Genomic DNA, 16,690 nt, shown 5'->3' on the forward strand with positions numbered 1-16,690 from the left:
CAGCAATGGTGTCTGCCAATCGACCTGGATCGTCAATGCTGGAGATGGAAGTCAGGATCTCGGGCGGGATCTTCTTGTTGAGTTTGACGTACTGGTCAAACTGCTGCATCACTGCGCGACGCAGGGCCTCGATTTCGCTGGGCTTATTGGCGTCGGGGGTTACCTCCACCGGTGTCACGGTGGCCATGAAATGCGTTTCGGCATCTTCAATGGAAGCCACCAGAGCACGCTGCTGGCCTTCCACCAGCACCTTCACGGTGCCGTCGGGCAGCTTGAGCATCTGCAAGATGGTGGAGACACAGCCCACATCGAACATGTCAGCCACCGAGGGCTCATCCTTGGCGGCAGCTTTTTGGGCCACCAACATGATGCGGCGATCAGCCTCCATGGCCATCTCAAGGGCTTTGATGCTCTTGGGGCGGCCCACGAAAAGCGGGATCACCATGTGAGGGAACACCACCACATCGCGCAAAGGCAACAGCGGCAGGTCAATAGGGGTGGCTGGCAGGGGGGTATGTCCGGACATGGAAATCCTCAAAGTGCTCTGTGGAAGTGGGTCCACATGTGGGGATTTTCAACCCTTGCACGCAGCCGTACTGGCGCAAGGGTTGATGGTTCAAAGGGCGACAACATGGCGCCCGCTCCGGTCTTCTCAGGCCTTCTTTGCCGCTTCGCGGTACACGAGCAGCGGCGGCTTGTTTTCTTCGATGGTGGATTCGTCCACCACCACCTTTTCGACGTTGCTGGTGTTGGGCAGATCGAACATCGTGCCGATCAGCGATTGCTCCAGAATGGAACGCAGACCTCGCGCACCCGTCTTGCGGGCCAGCGCCTTGCGGGCAATGGCTTTCAGGGCAGCGGGGCGAATTTCCAAGTCCACGCCTTCCATGGCCAGGAGCTTGCTGTACTGCTTGACCAGCGCGTTCTTCGGCTCGGTCAGGATCTGCACCAACGCATCTTCACTCAGTTCAGCCAAGGCAGTCACCACTGGCATACGGCCCACCAGTTCAGGAATCAGCCCGAACTTGATCAGGTCTTCGGGCTCGATCTCTGTGAACACTTCGGTCAGCGAGCGCTGCTTCTTGCTTTTGACCGATGCGCCAAAGCCGATGCCAGAGGCCTCGGTCCGGTTCTCGATGACCTTTTCCAGCCCTGCAAACGCGCCACCGCAGATGAACAGGATGTTGGTTGTGTCGATCTGCAGGAAGTCCTGGTTCGGGTGCTTGCGCCCGCCCTGCGGCGGCACGCTGGCCATGGTGCCCTCGATGAGCTTGAGCAGCGCCTGCTGCACGCCCTCGCCCGACACATCGCGCGTGATGCTGGGGTTGTCAGATTTGCGCGAAATCTTGTCGATTTCATCGATATAGACAATACCGCGCTGGGCGCGCTCGACTTCGTAGTTGCAACTTTGCAGCAGCTTCTGGACGATGTTTTCCACATCCTCGCCCACATAGCCGGCTTCGGTCAGCGTGGTGGCGTCGGCCATCACAAAGGGAACATCCAGCATGCGTGCCAGGGTCTGCGCCAGCAAGGTCTTGCCCGAGCCCGTAGGGCCGATCAGCAGGATGTTGCTCTTGGACAGCTCCACATCGTCCTTGTGGGCCTTGTCCTTGTGGCGCAGGCGCTTGTAGTGGTTGTACACCGCCACGGCCAGCGTGCGCTTGGCAACATCCTGGCCAATCACATAGTTGTCCAGATTGGCCTTGATCTCGACCGGCGTGGGCAGGTCACTGCGGCCTTCGCGGGCCAAGTCCCCAGCAGGCAGTTCGTCGCGGATGATCTCGTTGCACAGGTCAATGCACTCGTCGCAGATAAAGACCGACGGACCGGCGATCAGCTTCTTCACTTCATGCTGGCTTTTGCCGCAAAAAGAGCAGTAAAGGGTTTTTTCGCTGGAAGAGCCTTTTTTCTCGGCCATGGGGGCAATGCCTTGCTTGTTTCGGAAAGTTGTCGGGATGATAACCAAATAAAAAACGGCGTCTTCCCCTCGGGAAAACGCCGCTTCGTCGCCCTCGGGCGATCAGGCGCGTTGGCTGATCACTTGATCGACCAAACCATAGTCCTTGGCCTCGTCGGCCGAGAGGAAATAGTCACGCTCAGTGTCGCGCTGGATCTTCTCCAGCGGCTGTCCAGTGCGCTCAGCAAGGATCTTGTTGAGCTGCTCGCGGGTCTTGAGGATCTCGCGGGCGTGGATCTCGATCTCGGTGGCTTGGCCCTGCATGCCGCCCAATGGCTGATGGATCATGACCTTGGAGTTGGGCAGCGCAAAACGCTTGCCCTTGGCGCCCGCCGCCAGCAGGAACGCACCCATGCTGGCCGCCATGCCCGTGCACAGGGTCGAGACATCGGGCTTGATGAAGTTCATGGTGTCAAAAATCGCCATACCGGCGCTCACCGAACCACCGGGCGAGTTGATGTAGAACGAGATGTCCTTGTCCGGGTTTTCACTTTCCAGGAACAGCAACTGTGCCACCACCAGGTTGGCGGTCTGGTCATTGACCGGGCCCACCAGAAAAATCACGCGCTCCTTGAGCAGGCGCGAGTAGATGTCATAGGACCGTTCGCCACGGCCCGACTGCTCGATGACCATGGGGACCATGCCCAGGCCTTGTGTTTCCAATGCGCTCATGTATTTCTCCAGTCAAGCAGGTACTGTACCCAGAAATGAATTGGGGCTTGTGCACGAAAGCACAAGCCCCTGGTGTGTCTTGACAACCAGAACCGGATAGTTGCACGAGGCAGACCACCCGGCCCGAGGGCCTATCAGCCCTGCTGCGCCATCAGGTCGTCGAAGGAAATAGCCTTTTCGACCACCTTGGCCTTGGACAGCACGAATTCGGTCACGTTGTTTTCGATGACAACGGCTTCGACTTCGGCCAGGCGCTGGCGGTCGCCGAAGTACCAACGCACCACGTCTTCGGGCTTCTCGTAGCTGGCGGCCAGCTCGTCGATGTGGGCCTTGAGCTGCTCGGGCTTGGCCTGCAGCTCATTGGCGCGCACCAGCTCGGCCAGCACCAGGCCCAGGCGCACACGGCGCTCTGCCTGGGGACGGAACACGTCTTCAGGGATCTCGGCCTTGTCGGCGTCCTTGATGCCGCGTTGCTTGAGTTCAGCGCGGGCACCTTCCATCAGGCGGGCGATTTCAGCCTGGATGCTGGAATTGGGCAGGTCCAACTCGGCCTTGGACACCAGGGCGTCCATCACGGCAGCCTTGTTGCGGGCCAGCAAGCGGAACTTGACTTCGCGCTCCAGGTTCTTCTTGATGTCGGCGCGCAGGCCATCCACGGAACCGTCGGCAATGCCCAGCGACTTGGCCAGAGCATCATTCACTTCGGGCAGGTGGGCCGCTTCGATCTTCTTGATGGTCACCAGGAAGTCGGCGGTTTTGCCAGCGACGTCCTTGCCGTGGTATTCGGCAGGGAACGCCAAGGGGAAAGTCTTGCTTTCGCCGGACTTCATGCCACGCACCGCGTCTTCGAACTCCTTGAGCATCTGGCCTTCGCCGACCAGGAACTGGAAGTCTTCGGCCTTGCCGCCGTCAAAGGGTTCGCCGTCGATCTTGCCTTCGAAGTCCACGGTCACGCGGTCACCGTCTTGCGCAGCGGCGTCAATGGCGCGCTGGGCGAAGCTGCGGCGCTGCTTGCGCAGGATGTCGATGGTCTTGTCGATGGCGCTGTCGGTCACTTCGGACGACAGTTTTTCAACTTCGGCGTCCGACAGGTCAGCGATCTTGACTTCGGGGAACACTTCGAAGATGGCATCAAAAGTCACCTGACCTTCGGGAGCGCCTTCCTTTTCAGTGATGCGGGGCTGGCCGGCAACACGCAGGTTGGCTTCATTCGCAGCCACAGCAAAGGCCTCACCCACCTTGTCGTTCAGCACTTCGTACTGCACCGAGTAGCCATAACGCTGGGCCACCACGTTCATGGGCACCTTGCCGGGACGGAAACCGTCCATCTTGACCGTGCGGGCCAGGCGCTTGAGGCGCGTGTCCACTTCGGACTGGATCAGGGTGACGGGCACGCTCAGCGTGATCTTGCGCTCGAGCTTCTCAAGGGTTTCAACAGTAACGGCCATGGCTATTCCTCTTATGAATGTGGATCGTGCTGGCTGCAGCGCAGCAGCGCCGTGTTCCGCAAAGTCTCACATGGGTGGTGCGCGGGGGGGGACTCGAACCCCCACACCATTGCTGGCGTCAGGACCTAAACCTGGTGCGTCTACCAATTTCGCCACCCGCGCGGTTCTACAAACAAACAGGCGGCAACCTCAGCTGCCGCCTGTGTGAAATCGGTCAACCTTCTATTTTACCTGATGCGGACGCCCTGTCGGTCAAGCAGCACCAGGAACCTCTGGCGCAGGTCGTTTGACACGGAACCAGGCCGCATACATTGCAGGCAGTGCCAGCAGCGTGAGCACCGTGGCCACCACCAGCCCGCCCATGATGGCCACAGCCATCGGCCCCCAGAACACGCTGCGCGACAGCGGGATCATGGCCAGCACGGCGGCAGCGGCGGTAAGCACGATGGGGCGCAAACGGCGCACGGCCGATTCCACAATGGCATCCCAGGCGGGCACGCCCCGGGCGCGGTCCTGCTCGATCTGATCGATCAGGATCACCGAATTGCGCTGGATCATGCCCATGAGCGCGATCACCCCCAGCAGCGCCACAAAACCAAAGGGACGATTGAGCAGCAACAACGCTGCCGCCACACCCGCCAGCCCCAGCGGCCCGGTCAGGAACACCAGCATGGCACGGCTGAAGCTGTGCAGTTGCAGCATGAGCAGCGTGAAGGTGATGAACAGCATGATGGGAAGACCCGCCGCGATGGACGCCGAGCCCTTGGAGCTTTCCTCCACGGCGCCCGCCACCTCGATGCGGTAGCCCGTCTGGCCCGCCGACCGCCACTTGGCCTCAATCTCCTTGAGGGATGGCAGCAGCGCCGCCGTCACCGTGGCGCCCTGCAGGCCCTCGGTCACGTCGCCCTGCACGGTGATGGCGTAGTCGCGATTTTCGCGCCACATCACGCCGGGCTCCCAGGTGAACACAGGCTTGGCGATCTGCGTGAGCGGGATCGACTTGCCCGAGGCCGTGGGCAGATAGGCGTTGGCAATGTCGGTGATGGCGTTGCGCTCATCCAGCGGCTGGCGCAGCAGGATGTCGATGAGCTTGTCGCCCTCGCGGTACTGGCCGACCTGCGTGCCCGACAGAATGGTCTTGGACGCCTGTGCGATGGACTGGCTGGTCACGCCCAGGGCGCGTGCCTTGGCCTGGTCGACTTCCAGGCGCAGCACCTTCACGGACTCGTTCCAGTTGTCGTTCACCCCGCGCATGTTGGGGTTCTGGCGCAGCTGGGCCTTGACCTCGTCCGCACGCTCGCGCAGCACCAGCGGATCAGGGCCTACCACGCGGAACTGAACGGGATAAGGCACGGGCGGCCCGTTGGGCAGCAGTTTGACGCGCCCGCGCACTTCCGGGAACTCCTGCGCCAGCAGCGCAGGCAGCTTCACACGCAGCGATTCGCGCACCTTCAGGTCTTGGGGCACAACGATGAACTGCGACACGTTGCTCTGCGGGAACACCTGATCGAGCGGCAGATAAAAACGCGGCACGCCAGAGCCTACCCAGGTGCTCACCGTATTCACGCCTGGCTCGGACAACAGGCGCTGCTCCACGCGTTTGGTGACGGCCTCGTTGCCTGCGAACGACGTGCCTTCAGGGAACCAGATGTCCACCAGAATCTCAGGCCGGCTGGAATCCGGGAAGAACTGCTGCTGCACCTTGCCCATGCCGACAATGCCCAGCGCGAAGGTCAGCACCGTGGCGCCAATGGTCAGCCAGCGGTGCTGCACGCACCAGTCCACCAGACGGCGGAAGCTGCGGTAGAACGGGCTGTCAAAGACCTCGTGTGGGTCGTCCGTGATGCCCTTGTTGGCCTGAGCGGCCAAGACGTGAGGCGGCACCTTGAGCAGCAGTGTGCCGAGGTAAGGAACGAAGTAGACCGACACGAACCAGCTGAGCACCAGCGCAATCACCGTCACGGCAAAGATGGCAAAGGTGTATTCACCCGTGGTGGACTTGGCCAAGCCGATGGGCAAGAAGCCCGCCGCCGTGATCAGCGTGCCTGTGAGCATGGGCATGGCCGTGATCTCGTAGGCAAAGGTGGCGGCGCGCACCTTGTCATAGCCCTCTTCGAGCTTGAGCACCATCATCTCCACCGCAATGATGGCGTCGTCCACCAGCAGGCCCAGCGCGATGATGAGCGAGCCCAGCGAAATCTTGTGCAGCCCGATGCCCCAGTACCACATGGCCAGGAACGTGACGGCCAGCACCAGCGGGATCGTGATGCCCACCACCAGCCCCGGGCGGGGGTCGATGTACCAGCGCTTCCACAGCGGGTTGTTGCCGGGCCGCTTGTGGACGCCCAGGCTGATGAAGCTCACCGCCAGCACGATGACCACTGCCTCGATCAGCACCTTGACAAACTCGTTCACCGAGGTGGACACCGCCTTGGGCTGGTCTTGCACGTTGACCAGTTTCACGCCCGCCGGCAACGTGCCAGCGATGCGGTCGGTGGTGGTGTGCAGGGCCTTGCCCAGCGCAATGATGTCGCCGCCCTTGGACATGGAGACGCCCAGCGCAATCACCTCGCGCCCCTGGTGGCGCACCTTCACGCCCGGTGGGTCCACATAGCCGCGCTGCACTTCGGCAATATCGCCCAGGCGCAGTTGCGCGCCCGAGGGGCCACGGATCGGCATCGCGCGCAGGTCCTCGATGGCGTTGAACTGGCCTTGCACGCGCACCTGCACCTGGTCTTGCGGGGTCTGGATGGTGCCCGCGCTTTCCACTGCGTTCTGCTGGCCCAGCTGGGCCAGCACCTGGTTCATGTCCAGGCCAAGCTGCGACAGGCGCTTTTGCGAGATCTCGATGAAGAGCTTTTCGTCCTGCACGCCAAACAGCTCGACCTTCGCCACATCGGGCACGCGCAGCAGCTGCTGGCGCGCGTCATCGGCAAACTGCTTGAGCTCGGCGTAGCTGAAGCCCTCGGATTCCAGCGCGTAGATCACGCCGTACACATCCCCAAAGTCGTCATTGAAGAACGGACCCTGGATGCCCTGCGGCAAGGTGTAGCGCATGTCGCCCACCTTCTTGCGCACGCTGTACCAGACGTTGGCCACGTCGCCGGGCTTGGAGGAGTCCTTGATCTGGAAAATGATCTGCGACTCGCCGGGCTTGGAGTAGCTGCGGATCTTGTCGGCGTACGGCACTTCCTGCAGCGTGCGCTCGATCTTGTCGGTGACCTGCTCGGCCACCTGCTGGGCCGTGGCACCGGGCCAGTAGGTGCGCACCACCATGGCACGGAAGGTGAACGGCGGGTCCTCGTCCTGCCCCAGCTGGAAGTAGGCCGCAAAGCCCAGCAGCATCAGCACCACCATGAGGTAGCGGGTGAGCGCGGGATGGTCGAGCGCCCATTTGGAGAGGTTGAACCCCTCTTTGGGTTGGATTTGCGTCATGGCGGGCCTCAGTTGGCGGCAGAGGCCGTGGCGGTGGCGGGTGCAGCAGCGGTTGCAGGAGCCGATGGCACCGCCGGAATTGCTACAGATTCAGGAGCTGTCTGTGCTTTATTCACTGGCGCCTGGGCCACTTTTGGCTGGTATACCGTCACTTTTTGGCCGGGAGACAGCACATGCACGCCGGTAGCCACCACCTGCATGCCGGGGGTCAGGCCCCCTGCCACCACGGCATCGTTGCCGTCGGCCGTGGCGATCTGCACCACCTGCGACTTGACGGTGCTGGTCGCGGGGTCGTACACCCACACGGCGGTGGACTGGCCCTCCTGCCGCAGCGCGCTGGTGGGCAGCTTGATGGCGGCAATGCCGGCATGGCTCAGTGCCTTGGGCGTGGCGTACACGGTGGCGCCCAGCGCTGGGGCGTCCGCAGCGTCAATGGCCACCTTGACCTGGAAGGTACGGGTCGCAGCGTCGGCGCTGGCAGCCACTTCGCGCACGCGGCCCGTCAGGGTCGCGCCGCCAGACCAGCCGCGCACAGCCACCTCGGAGCCCGTCGTGATCTGCGCCACCTTGTCCTCGGGCACAGCAAACACCACGTCGCGCGGGCCGTCCTGCGCAATGCGCACCACCGGCGCACCGGCCGACACCACCTGGCCCGGCTCGGCATCGATGCCCGTCACCACGCCCGACACGTCGGCCACCAGCGTGGTGTAGGCCGCCTGGTTGCCCTGCGACGACAGCTGCGCGCGCGCCTGGTCCAGCGTGGCCTGGGCCGCCTTGAGCGTGGCCTCACGGCGTTCCAGCTCGGCACCGCTGATGAAGTTCTGGTCCTTGAGCGCCTGGTAACGCTTGAGGTCCGCCGCCGCCAGATCACGCTGCGTGGTAGCCGATGCGAGTTGCGCACGCGCCGCATCAGCCGCCAGCTGGTAGTCCTTGGGATCCAGTTGCGCCAGCACCTGCCCGGCCTTCACGCGCTGGCCCAGCTCGGCCTGGCGCTGCACGATCTTGCCCGCCACGCGAAAGCCCAGGCGCGACTCCACCCGCGCGCGCACCTCGCCCGAATACTCCAGGCTGGACTGCAGCGCGCCCACGCCCACCGTCATCAGCTTGACGGAGCGCACGGGCTCCTCAGGCGGTGCGGGACGCGAACAGGCGGCCAGCACGGTAGCGGTGGCCAGCACCAGCAAAAGCCTGGAATGCCGTGAAGAGGGCCGCAGGGCGGAGGGTGTGCGCATGGGAAATCCGGTGAAAAAAGAAGGGGCCACAAGGATCAGCAAGCAAGACGCAGGCCGGAGTGCCCGCGCAGCGACAGTACACCAGACACCCGCCAACCAGCCACCCGCAGCCATGCAGGGCGCTTGTGAACAGATGCAGGGGCCAGCCGCCTTGTCCCCCCACTGGATTGGTTTTTATGATTACTGACTGACCGGTTAGTAATCTATGAGAAGCCCTTGAGCTTGTCAAGCGACAATCCGGGTGTGAACGACCGTCCCAGCCCCTCTCCCCACCCCGGCGCAGCCTCCGCGCCACAGCCCACTGCGACTGATGCGGTGGCGCCTCCTGTCACCCACTACGAAAACTTCCCGGTCGCGTCCGTGCTGTGCCCGCCCCACCTGCGCCAGCCCATCGCCGCCATCTACGCCTTTGCCCGCACGGCCGACGACATTGCCGATGAAGGCGATGCCACACCCGCCGCCCGCCTGGCCGACCTGGCGGCCTACCTGGCCGATCTGCGCGCGATTGCCCAGGGCCAGCCGCCCTCGCCCCGCTGGGCCAGCGTGTTCCTGCCGCTGCAAGGCGTGCTGCGCAGCAACCACCTGCCCGTGCCGCTGCTCGAAGACCTGCTCAGCGCCTTTGCCCAGGATGTGGAAAAAACCCGCGATGCCGAAGGCTACGCCGACCGCGCCGAGCTGCTGGACTACTGCCGCCGCTCGGCCAACCCCGTGGGGCGCTTGCTGCTGCACCTTTATGGCGTGGGCGACGCGCAGGCGCTGTGGCAAAGCGATGCGATCTGCACCGCGCTGCAGCTCATCAACTTCTGGCAGGACCTGTCGGTGGACATCCCCCGCCACCGCCACTACCTGCCGCGCGCCGACTGCGCCGTTCATGGCGCCTGCCAGGCCGAGCTGCTGGCCCTGCAAAGCACGCGCGAAAACGCGCGCCTCATCGCCGACTGCGCCGACTGGGCCCGCACCACCATGTACAGCGGCGCCCCCCTGGTGCACCGCCTGCCCGGCCGCGCGGGCTGGGAGCTGCGCCTGGTGGTGCAGGGCGGCCTGCGCATCCTCGACAAGGTCGAGGCCCTCAAAGGCGGCAGCCTGCACACCCGTCCGCGCCTGCATGCCTGGGACTGGGTGGTGATGCTGGGCCGCGCGCTGGTGATGTAAGAAGAAAGATTCATGGGCCACAAGGCGCGCTGACATCGGTGCGTGCTCTGCCCATGAATCTGAGGCAAAAATGGCCTTCACCGCGCATCCATATTGCCTTGTTAGCTATTAATTTATGAGTAACCAGCCGCCTGCGCCGGAGGGGCGGCAGCGGGCGGACCCTGGGTGGGGCAGGGATAGCGCGCATGGCGCCGCCTTTACAGCGCGCTAGTCTTGCGCCCACTGCGGCCAGCCGCCCGGGACTTACCAGTTCCGGAACACAACAACAAAGACAACCATGTCCGCAAGCCACTACCCGTGGCTTGCCAGGAGGGCCCACCGTTGACCGCCAGACAGCTCTTCAAGACCCTGCAGTGGGGGCTCATCCTTTTTTGCCTGGTGTTTTCCATCGTCGGGGGCGTGGCGGCGGAGCGAGTGCTGGATGTGCTGCACTGCCAACCCCACACCAACCCCACGCTGGGCACCTGCACATGGCTGACCAATGCCATCGGGCTGCGGCTGATGCCTTTTCTGTCGGCAGGTAGCATCGTGGACTACCCCTTTGTGCTGCTGCGCAACTTCTGGGCGCTGCTGCTGGCGTGGGGGCTGGCGCTGTATGCCGCACGCTGGGCTGACCGCTACCCGGCCGCAGCAGCGGACCTGCTGCAGCGCTGGCTGCCGCGCCGCAGCAACGCCACCCCAGCAGACGTGCTGCGCTGGGGTGTGGTCGGCCTGTTCTGGCTGTTGCTGGCGGGCTTCATCGTGTTCATTTTTGCGCTGGGCCTGCCCATCGTGGGCAACCAGACGGCGCGCACCATCCTCGAAAGCCTGGGCTGCTCGCCCGGCACCTTCGATCCCTTCTCATCCCCCTGCATGAGAGCCCCCGGCTTCTGGACGCCCCGCCTCTCCCTGTACGTCCTTCCCCTCGCAGGCCCCTTGCTGGCGCCCGTGTGGCTGGTCATGGGGTTCTGGGATGTCCTGCTGGGCTGGTTGGCACTGATCGTGGCCACCTATGCCCTGAAATCGCACCTGTCGCAGCCTACCCGGCCGCCAGTCCGCCCCCCCCCATCGGCCAAACCACTGCGCCGCTCCTGAGAACTTTTTCACCATGTCCGTCAGCGTTTTCGACCTCTTCAAAATCGGCATCGGCCCGTCCAGCTCCCACACCGTGGGGCCCATGATTGCTGCGCGGCAGTTTGCCTGCCATGTGCAGGCCACCCTAGGCCTGGCCGCCGTGCACCACGTCACCGTGGAGCTGTTCGGCTCCCTGTCTGCCACCGGCGTGGGCCACGGCACCGACAAGGCCGTGCTGCTAGGCCTGGCCGGGCACGAGCCCGACCACATCGACCCGGACCAGATCCAGCCTGCCATTGCCGACATCCGCATCCGGCAAACGCTGGAGCTGCTGGGCGAGCATATGGTGCCGTTTGTCGAAAAAGAGCATCTGCTGTTTCGCCGCAAAAGCCTGCCGCTGCACCCCAACGGCATGGCGTTTCACGCGTTCGACGCGCAGGGCATCGAGATTGCGGCGCGTGAGTACTACTCGGTGGGCGGTGGTTTTGTGATCGACGCGGCGGGCGAGCGTGTGCTCAACAGCGCCGCCACCGCTGGGCCCGATGCGGCCGGCCACGCCCAAGGCCTGCCCTACCCCTTCCGCACCGGGGCCGAGCTGCTGGCCCAGTGCCAGGCCACCGGCCTCACCCCGGCCCAGCTCATGGCGGCCAATGAGCAACACTGGCGCAGCGCCTCCGAGGTGCGCCGCCAGCTTTTGGCCATTTGGCAAACCATGGCCAGTGCCGTGCAGCGCGGCTGCGCCAGCACCGGCACCCTGCCCGGCCCCATGCATGTGCGCCGCCGCGCGGCCGAGCTGCACCACAAGCTCAGCAGCGCCCCCGAGGCCGCGCTGCGCGACCCGCTCTCGATGCTGGACTGGGTGAACCTCTACGCCATGGCCGTCAACGAGGAAAACGCCGCTGGCGGCCGCGTGGTGACGGCGCCCACCAATGGGGCTGCAGGCGTGATCCCCGCCGTACTGCATTACTACGTCAACTTCCTGCAAGGCCCCATCCCGGCCAACGACGACGGCATTGCCACCTTTTTGCTCACCGCAGGTGCCATCGGCATCATCTACAAGGAGAACGCATCGCTTTCCGGCGCCGAGGTGGGCTGCCAGGGCGAAGTGGGCGTGGCCTGCTCCATGGCCGCTGGCGCACTGGCCGCCGTGATGGGCGGCACGCCCGAGCAGGTGGAGAACGCGGCCGAGATCGGCATGGAGCACAACCTGGGCATGACCTGCGACCCCGTGGGCGGTCTGGTGCAGATCCCCTGCATTGAGCGCAACGCCATGGGTGCGATCAAGGCCATCAACGCCGCCCGCATGGCGCTGCGCGGCGACGGGCAGCACGTGGTCTCGCTCGACAAGGTCATCAAGACCATGATGCAAACCGGCGCGGACATGAAGGTCAAGTACAAGGAAACATCGCGCGGCGGGCTGGCGGTGAATGTGGTCGAATGCTGAACCGCGCCGCCCACTGGCCCCTATCGCGGCACGTTTCGTAGCCCCTTCACCTGCATGCATCTGCCGCCGGACCTGCCCACCCCCTTGCCGCTGGAGCGCTGGCTCAACCGCCTGGGCGCGCTGGTGATGCCGCTGGCGCTGCTGGTCGTGCTGCTGCTGTTTTTGCAATGGCCGTTGCGCGACGGGTGGGGCGCGGGGTCCAGCCAGGCCAACGACCTCGCGCAGGTGCTGTTTGCGCTGTATGTGGCCGTGGCCCTGCGCCACGCGGACCGGCGCGGCGCCCACCTGGTCAGCTGCCCCGACCTCGCCCATGCGGGCCGGGGCCGGGTGCGCGCCATGCGCCTGCTGGGCGCGCCCCTGGCCGTGCTGCCCTGGGCGGTGTTTGTGTGCATCAACGCCGCGCCCACGGTGTGGCGGTCGGTGCGGGGGCTGGAGAGTTTTCCTGAAACCGCCAACCCCGGCTACTTCGCCATCAAGCTAGCCTTGTTGCTGCTGGCCGTGCTGCTGGCCCTGCAAGCCCTGGCCGACCTGTGGCGGGCCGTGCACACGCTGCGCACGCCAAATAGCGCACCGGCTGACCACGCATGAGCGCCATCCCATGAACGCCATCGGCCTGTTGCTGCTGGTGCTGGCCCTGGTGCTGATGATGACGACCGGCTGGGCCACCTACGCCGTGCTGCTGGGCGTCAGTACCCTGGGCGCGGTGGCGGGCCTGGCGCTGGGCGCGTTTGATGGCGCGGTGCTGCGCAGCCTGCCGGAGCGCGTGGTGGGCCTGCTTGAACACGACCTGCTACAGGCGCTGGTGCTATACGCCGTGGTGGGCGCGCTGCTCAACCACCTGGCACTGGTCAACGGCCTGTACAGCGGCCTGCGCAAATTGTTGGCGCGCGTGGTGGGGCAACGGGCCGCGCCCGACCTGGCGGGCCTGGGCGTAGGCATGCTCATGGCGCCCATGAACGGATCGGTGGGGGCCAGCCTGGTGACCCTGTCGCACACCGCCGGGCAGGCCTGGGCCCACGAAGGCATGCCGCCCGCCCGACGCACCGCCCTGGTCGCCGTGGCCAGCACGCTGGGCATCATCGTGCCGCCGTCGCTGGTGCTGTTGCTGTTGGGCGATGCCATGCTGCGCGCCCACACCGAGGGCCTGACCCTGGCCACGCAACTGGGGCTGGCCAGTGCCCGCGCGGGCACACGCATCATCAACACCCAGGACGTGCTGCAGGCCACCCTGGCGCCGGGCGCACTGCTGCTGGTGCTGTGGATGGGCGTGACCTGGTGGCTGGCCCAGCGCCGCACTGGCGGCATCGCAGATCAAGGGGCCGCATCTTTAGCACCCGTGCCCCTCACCCGCAGCGAGCGCTGGACGTTGGGCGTGGTCCCCATGCTCATCGTGGCCCTGCTGGCACTGGTCACCACCGGCCGCGTGCGGGCGGTAGAGGCCGCCGCCACCGCCGGGGTGCTGCTGCTGGTGTGGGGCGTGGCGTCGCGCCAGCTCACGCTGCGGCGGCTGGCGCAGGTGCTGGACGACGCCATGGCGCTCACCGGTGCGCTGTTTGCGCTGCTGGTGGCGGCGGTCACGTTCTCGCTGGTGCTGCGCGCCTACGGCACCGATGTGCTGGTGGCCGAATGGATGCGTGCCCTGCAGGGCCAGCCCCTGCTGGCCATGGGGGTGGTACTGGCCGTGCTGCTGGGCTCGGCGTTTGTGCTCGATGCGTTCGAGCTGATCTTCCTGATCATCCCCATCGTCATGCCCCCTTTGCTGGCGCTGGTGGACGACGCAGCCTGGGTGGCCGCGCTCACCTTGCTGGTGCTGCAGGCGGGGTTCCTGCTGCCGCCGCTGGGCTACGCGCTGGTGCTGTCCCGCGCCCAGGCGGCGCCCCGGCCTGCCATGGGCGCGGTGGCGCGTGCGCTGGCGCCCTACCTGCTCTGCCTGGCCGGCGTGATCGCCCTGGTGATGGCCGTGCCCGCCACCACGCGGTGGCTGCGCAGCACGCCCGCCACGCTGCCCGAGATGTCGATCCAGGGCGACGACCTGGACGCGCTGATGCGCGAGATGTCGCAACCCGAGGCGCCAGCCCCTGCACCCGCCGCCTCCGCAACACCTCCCTGAAGCTATCATTTGAATAGCAACCAGGGCATGCGGCACTAGCGCATCCGCCCGAAAACACCTCAAACCCCGACAACCGGCCCGCCCCGGTGCGCCATGGGACAATCTCGCCCCATGACACCGCAGCAGTACGTACAGCAAAAAGCCGTGGCCTCGGGCAGCAGCTTCTATTACGCCTTTCTCTTTCTGCCTGCCCCGCGCCGCGCGGCTATCACGGCGTTCTATGCGTTTTGCCGCGAAGTGGACGATGTGGTCGATGAAGTGAGCGACCCGGGCGTGGCCCGCACCAAGCTGGCCTGGTGGCAGGCCGAAGTGACCAAGGCCTACGCGGGCCAGCCCACGCACCCCGTGATGCTGGCGCTGATGCCGCTGGCGGCCAACTACGGCATCGAACAGCGCCACCTGCAGGCCGTGATCGACGGCTGCCAGATGGACCTGGAGCAGACGCGCTACCTCGACTTTGCAGGTCTTCAGGGCTACTGCCACCTGGTGGCGGGCGTCGTGGGCGAAGTCGCGGCGCGCATCTTCGGCCAGACCGACCCGCGCACCACCGAATACGCCCACCGGCTGGGCCTGGCGTTCCAGCTCACCAACATCATCCGCGACGTGGGCGAAGACGCCATGCTGGGCCGCATTTACCTGCCGGTCAGCGAGCTGCAGCAGTTCGACGTGAAGGCGCACGAGATCTTGAAGCGCCAGTACTCCGACCGGTTCACCGCGCTCATGCGTTTTCAGGCCGAGCGTGCGCACCGGCTGTACGACGAGGCCTTTGCCCTGCTGCCCGACGCGGACCGCCGCACCCAAAAGCCCGGCCTGATGATGGCCAGCATCTACCGCACCCTGCTGCGCGAGATCGAGCACGAAAACTTCCAGGTGCTGCACCAGCGCATCCGCCTCACGCCGCTGCGCAAGTTCTGGCTGGCCTGGAAGATGCAAGCCCTGGGCAGGATGTAGCCCGGCGTGGCACCGCAGAAAGTCGCCGTCATCGGGGCTGGCTGGGCCGGCATGGCTGCTGCCATCGCCCACCGGCAGGCCGGCCGCCAGGTCACCGTGTTCGAGGCCGCGCGCACCGTGGGCGGCCGCGCCCGCGCCGTGCGGGGTGTGCTGCCCGATGGCACAGCGGCCACGCTCGACAACGGCCAGCACATCCTGATCGGTGCCTACACCGAGAGCCTGCGCCTGATGCGCCTGGTGGGCATGGACCCTGCCACCGCGCTGCTGCGCCTGCCGCTGACCCTGCAGTTCCCCGATGGCCAGGGCCTGCAACTGCCCGACCTGCCCCCGCCGCTGGATGCGCTGCTGGGCATCGCGCGCGCCAAAGGCTGGGGCTGGCAAGACAAAGTCGCCTTGCTGCGCACGGCCACGGCCTGGCAGCTGCGCGGCTTTCGCTGCGCGGCCCACACCTCGGTGGCAGACCTGTGTGCCCCGCTCACGCCCCGGCTGATGGCCGAGTTCATCGACCCGCTGTGCGTGTCGGCACTCAACACCCCCGCACGCGAGGCCAGCGGCCAGGTGTTTTTGCGGGTGCTGCAGGACAGCCTGTTCAGCGGACGCGGCGGGTCCAACCTGTTGCTGCCACGCACCGACCTGGGCGCGCTGTTCCCCGAGGCTGCGGTGCGCTGGCTGGTGCAGCAAGGCGGCCAGGTGTTCACCGGCCAACGCATCCAGCGGCTCGTGCCCCTGCCCAGCGGGCGCTGGCAGCTGGCGGGCGTGGCGCAGGGGGCGGAAGAAGCCGAATCCTTCGACCACATCACTCTGGCCTGCCCGTCGTGGGAGGCCGCGCGCCTGGTCGATGGCCTTGCCAGCACGGCGGGTCTGGCTGCTGCCGCCCGCTGGAGCGCCACCGCCAATGCCTTGCGGTTTGAGGCCATCACCACCGTTTACGCCCACGCCAGTGGCGCGCGTTTGCCCCTGCCCATGCTGGCGCTGCGCAACACGGCAGCGCACCCGGCGCAGTTCGTGTTCGACCGGGGCCAGCTTGACGGCCAGCAGGGCTTGCTGGCCTTTGTGGTGAGCGCCAGCGACGGCGACCGGGCACTCATCGAGCAGCAGGTGCTGCAGCAAGCCGCCGCGCAGCTGGGCCTGCCGGGCCTGCGCCCTGTGCAGACCGTGGTCGAAAAGCGCGCCACGTTTGCATGCACCCCCGGCCTGCAGCGGCCCGCCATGCAGGTGCTGCCGGGGCTGACAGCC

At 65.7% G+C, this 16,690-nt stretch carries 13 protein-coding genes and 1 tRNA gene; 7 read left to right on the forward strand and 7 right to left on the reverse strand.

The genetic code is table 11. The annotated features are described in order from the left end of the window. From AC04MI_RS17140 to AC04MI_RS17170, 7 genes are all read right to left on the reverse strand, one after another. Positions 1 to 526: LON peptidase substrate-binding domain-containing protein (locus AC04MI_RS17140; RefSeq protein ID WP_476498233.1), on the reverse strand; the 526-nt coding region annotated here is incomplete at its 3' end. A gap of 126 nt (positions 527 to 652) precedes the next feature. Next, positions 653 to 1,918 (reverse strand): ATP-dependent Clp protease ATP-binding subunit ClpX, encoded by a 1,266-nt coding sequence (gene clpX / locus AC04MI_RS17145; RefSeq protein WP_056064485.1) that lies wholly within the window; start codon positions 1,916 to 1,918, stop codon positions 653 to 655. A gap of 102 nt (positions 1,919 to 2,020) precedes the next feature. Next, positions 2,021 to 2,629, reverse strand: a complete 609-nt coding sequence (clpP, locus tag AC04MI_RS17150) for an ATP-dependent Clp endopeptidase proteolytic subunit ClpP (protein ID WP_015014885.1) — start codon at positions 2,627 to 2,629, stop codon at positions 2,021 to 2,023. A gap of 134 nt (positions 2,630 to 2,763) precedes the next feature. Beyond that, positions 2,764 to 4,077 carry a trigger factor gene (tig, locus tag AC04MI_RS17155; protein WP_056064489.1) on the reverse strand — a complete coding sequence of 438 codons (1,314 nt, stop codon included), beginning with the start codon at positions 4,075 to 4,077 and terminating at the stop codon, positions 2,764 to 2,766. Positions 4,078 to 4,152: 75 nt separating this feature from the next. Next, positions 4,153 to 4,239, reverse strand: a tRNA-Leu gene (locus tag AC04MI_RS17160). Positions 4,240 to 4,329: 90 nt separating this feature from the next. After that, complete coding sequence (locus AC04MI_RS17165) at positions 4,330 to 7,512, reverse strand: efflux RND transporter permease subunit (protein WP_056064492.1); 3,183 nt, start codon at positions 7,510 to 7,512, stop codon at positions 4,330 to 4,332. 8 nt (positions 7,513 to 7,520) lie between these two features. Next, positions 7,521 to 8,744: an efflux RND transporter periplasmic adaptor subunit gene (locus AC04MI_RS17170; protein WP_436079091.1), complete on the reverse strand. Its 1,224-nt coding sequence runs from the start codon at positions 8,742 to 8,744 to the stop codon at positions 7,521 to 7,523. Between the two features lie 243 nt (positions 8,745 to 8,987). Between AC04MI_RS17170 and hpnC the strand changes: the two genes are divergently transcribed. The 7 genes from hpnC to AC04MI_RS17205 all read left to right on the forward strand — a co-directional run. Continuing rightward, a complete protein-coding gene (hpnC, locus tag AC04MI_RS17175; RefSeq protein ID WP_436079092.1) occupies positions 8,988 to 9,896 on the forward strand; it encodes a squalene synthase HpnC in 909 nt (302 codons plus the stop codon). A 321-nt stretch (positions 9,897 to 10,217) separates the two neighbouring features. Further along, complete coding sequence (locus AC04MI_RS17180) at positions 10,218 to 10,970, forward strand: hypothetical protein (protein ID WP_436079093.1); 753 nt, start codon at positions 10,218 to 10,220, stop codon at positions 10,968 to 10,970. Positions 10,971 to 10,983: 13 nt separating this feature from the next. Beyond that, the gene (locus AC04MI_RS17185; RefSeq protein WP_436079094.1) at positions 10,984 to 12,393 is read left to right on the forward strand and encodes an L-serine ammonia-lyase; all 1,410 of its coding nucleotides are present in this window, start codon (positions 10,984 to 10,986) and stop codon (positions 12,391 to 12,393) included. A 54-nt stretch (positions 12,394 to 12,447) separates the two neighbouring features. Then, complete coding sequence (locus tag AC04MI_RS17190) at positions 12,448 to 12,981, forward strand: C4-dicarboxylate ABC transporter substrate-binding protein (RefSeq protein ID WP_436079095.1); 534 nt, start codon at positions 12,448 to 12,450, stop codon at positions 12,979 to 12,981. A gap of 10 nt (positions 12,982 to 12,991) precedes the next feature. Beyond that, positions 12,992 to 14,503, forward strand: a complete 1,512-nt coding sequence (locus tag AC04MI_RS17195) for a TRAP transporter large permease subunit (protein ID WP_476498234.1) — start codon at positions 12,992 to 12,994, stop codon at positions 14,501 to 14,503. A gap of 111 nt (positions 14,504 to 14,614) precedes the next feature. After that, positions 14,615 to 15,454 (forward strand): presqualene diphosphate synthase HpnD, encoded by an 840-nt coding sequence (gene hpnD / locus AC04MI_RS17200; RefSeq protein ID WP_436079097.1) that lies wholly within the window; start codon positions 14,615 to 14,617, stop codon positions 15,452 to 15,454. Between the two features lie 51 nt (positions 15,455 to 15,505). Further along, positions 15,506 to 16,690: hydroxysqualene dehydroxylase (locus AC04MI_RS17205; protein WP_476498235.1), on the forward strand; the 1,185-nt coding region annotated here is incomplete at its 3' end.

The sequence above is a fragment of the Acidovorax sp. LjRoot204 genome (assembly GCF_056175785.1).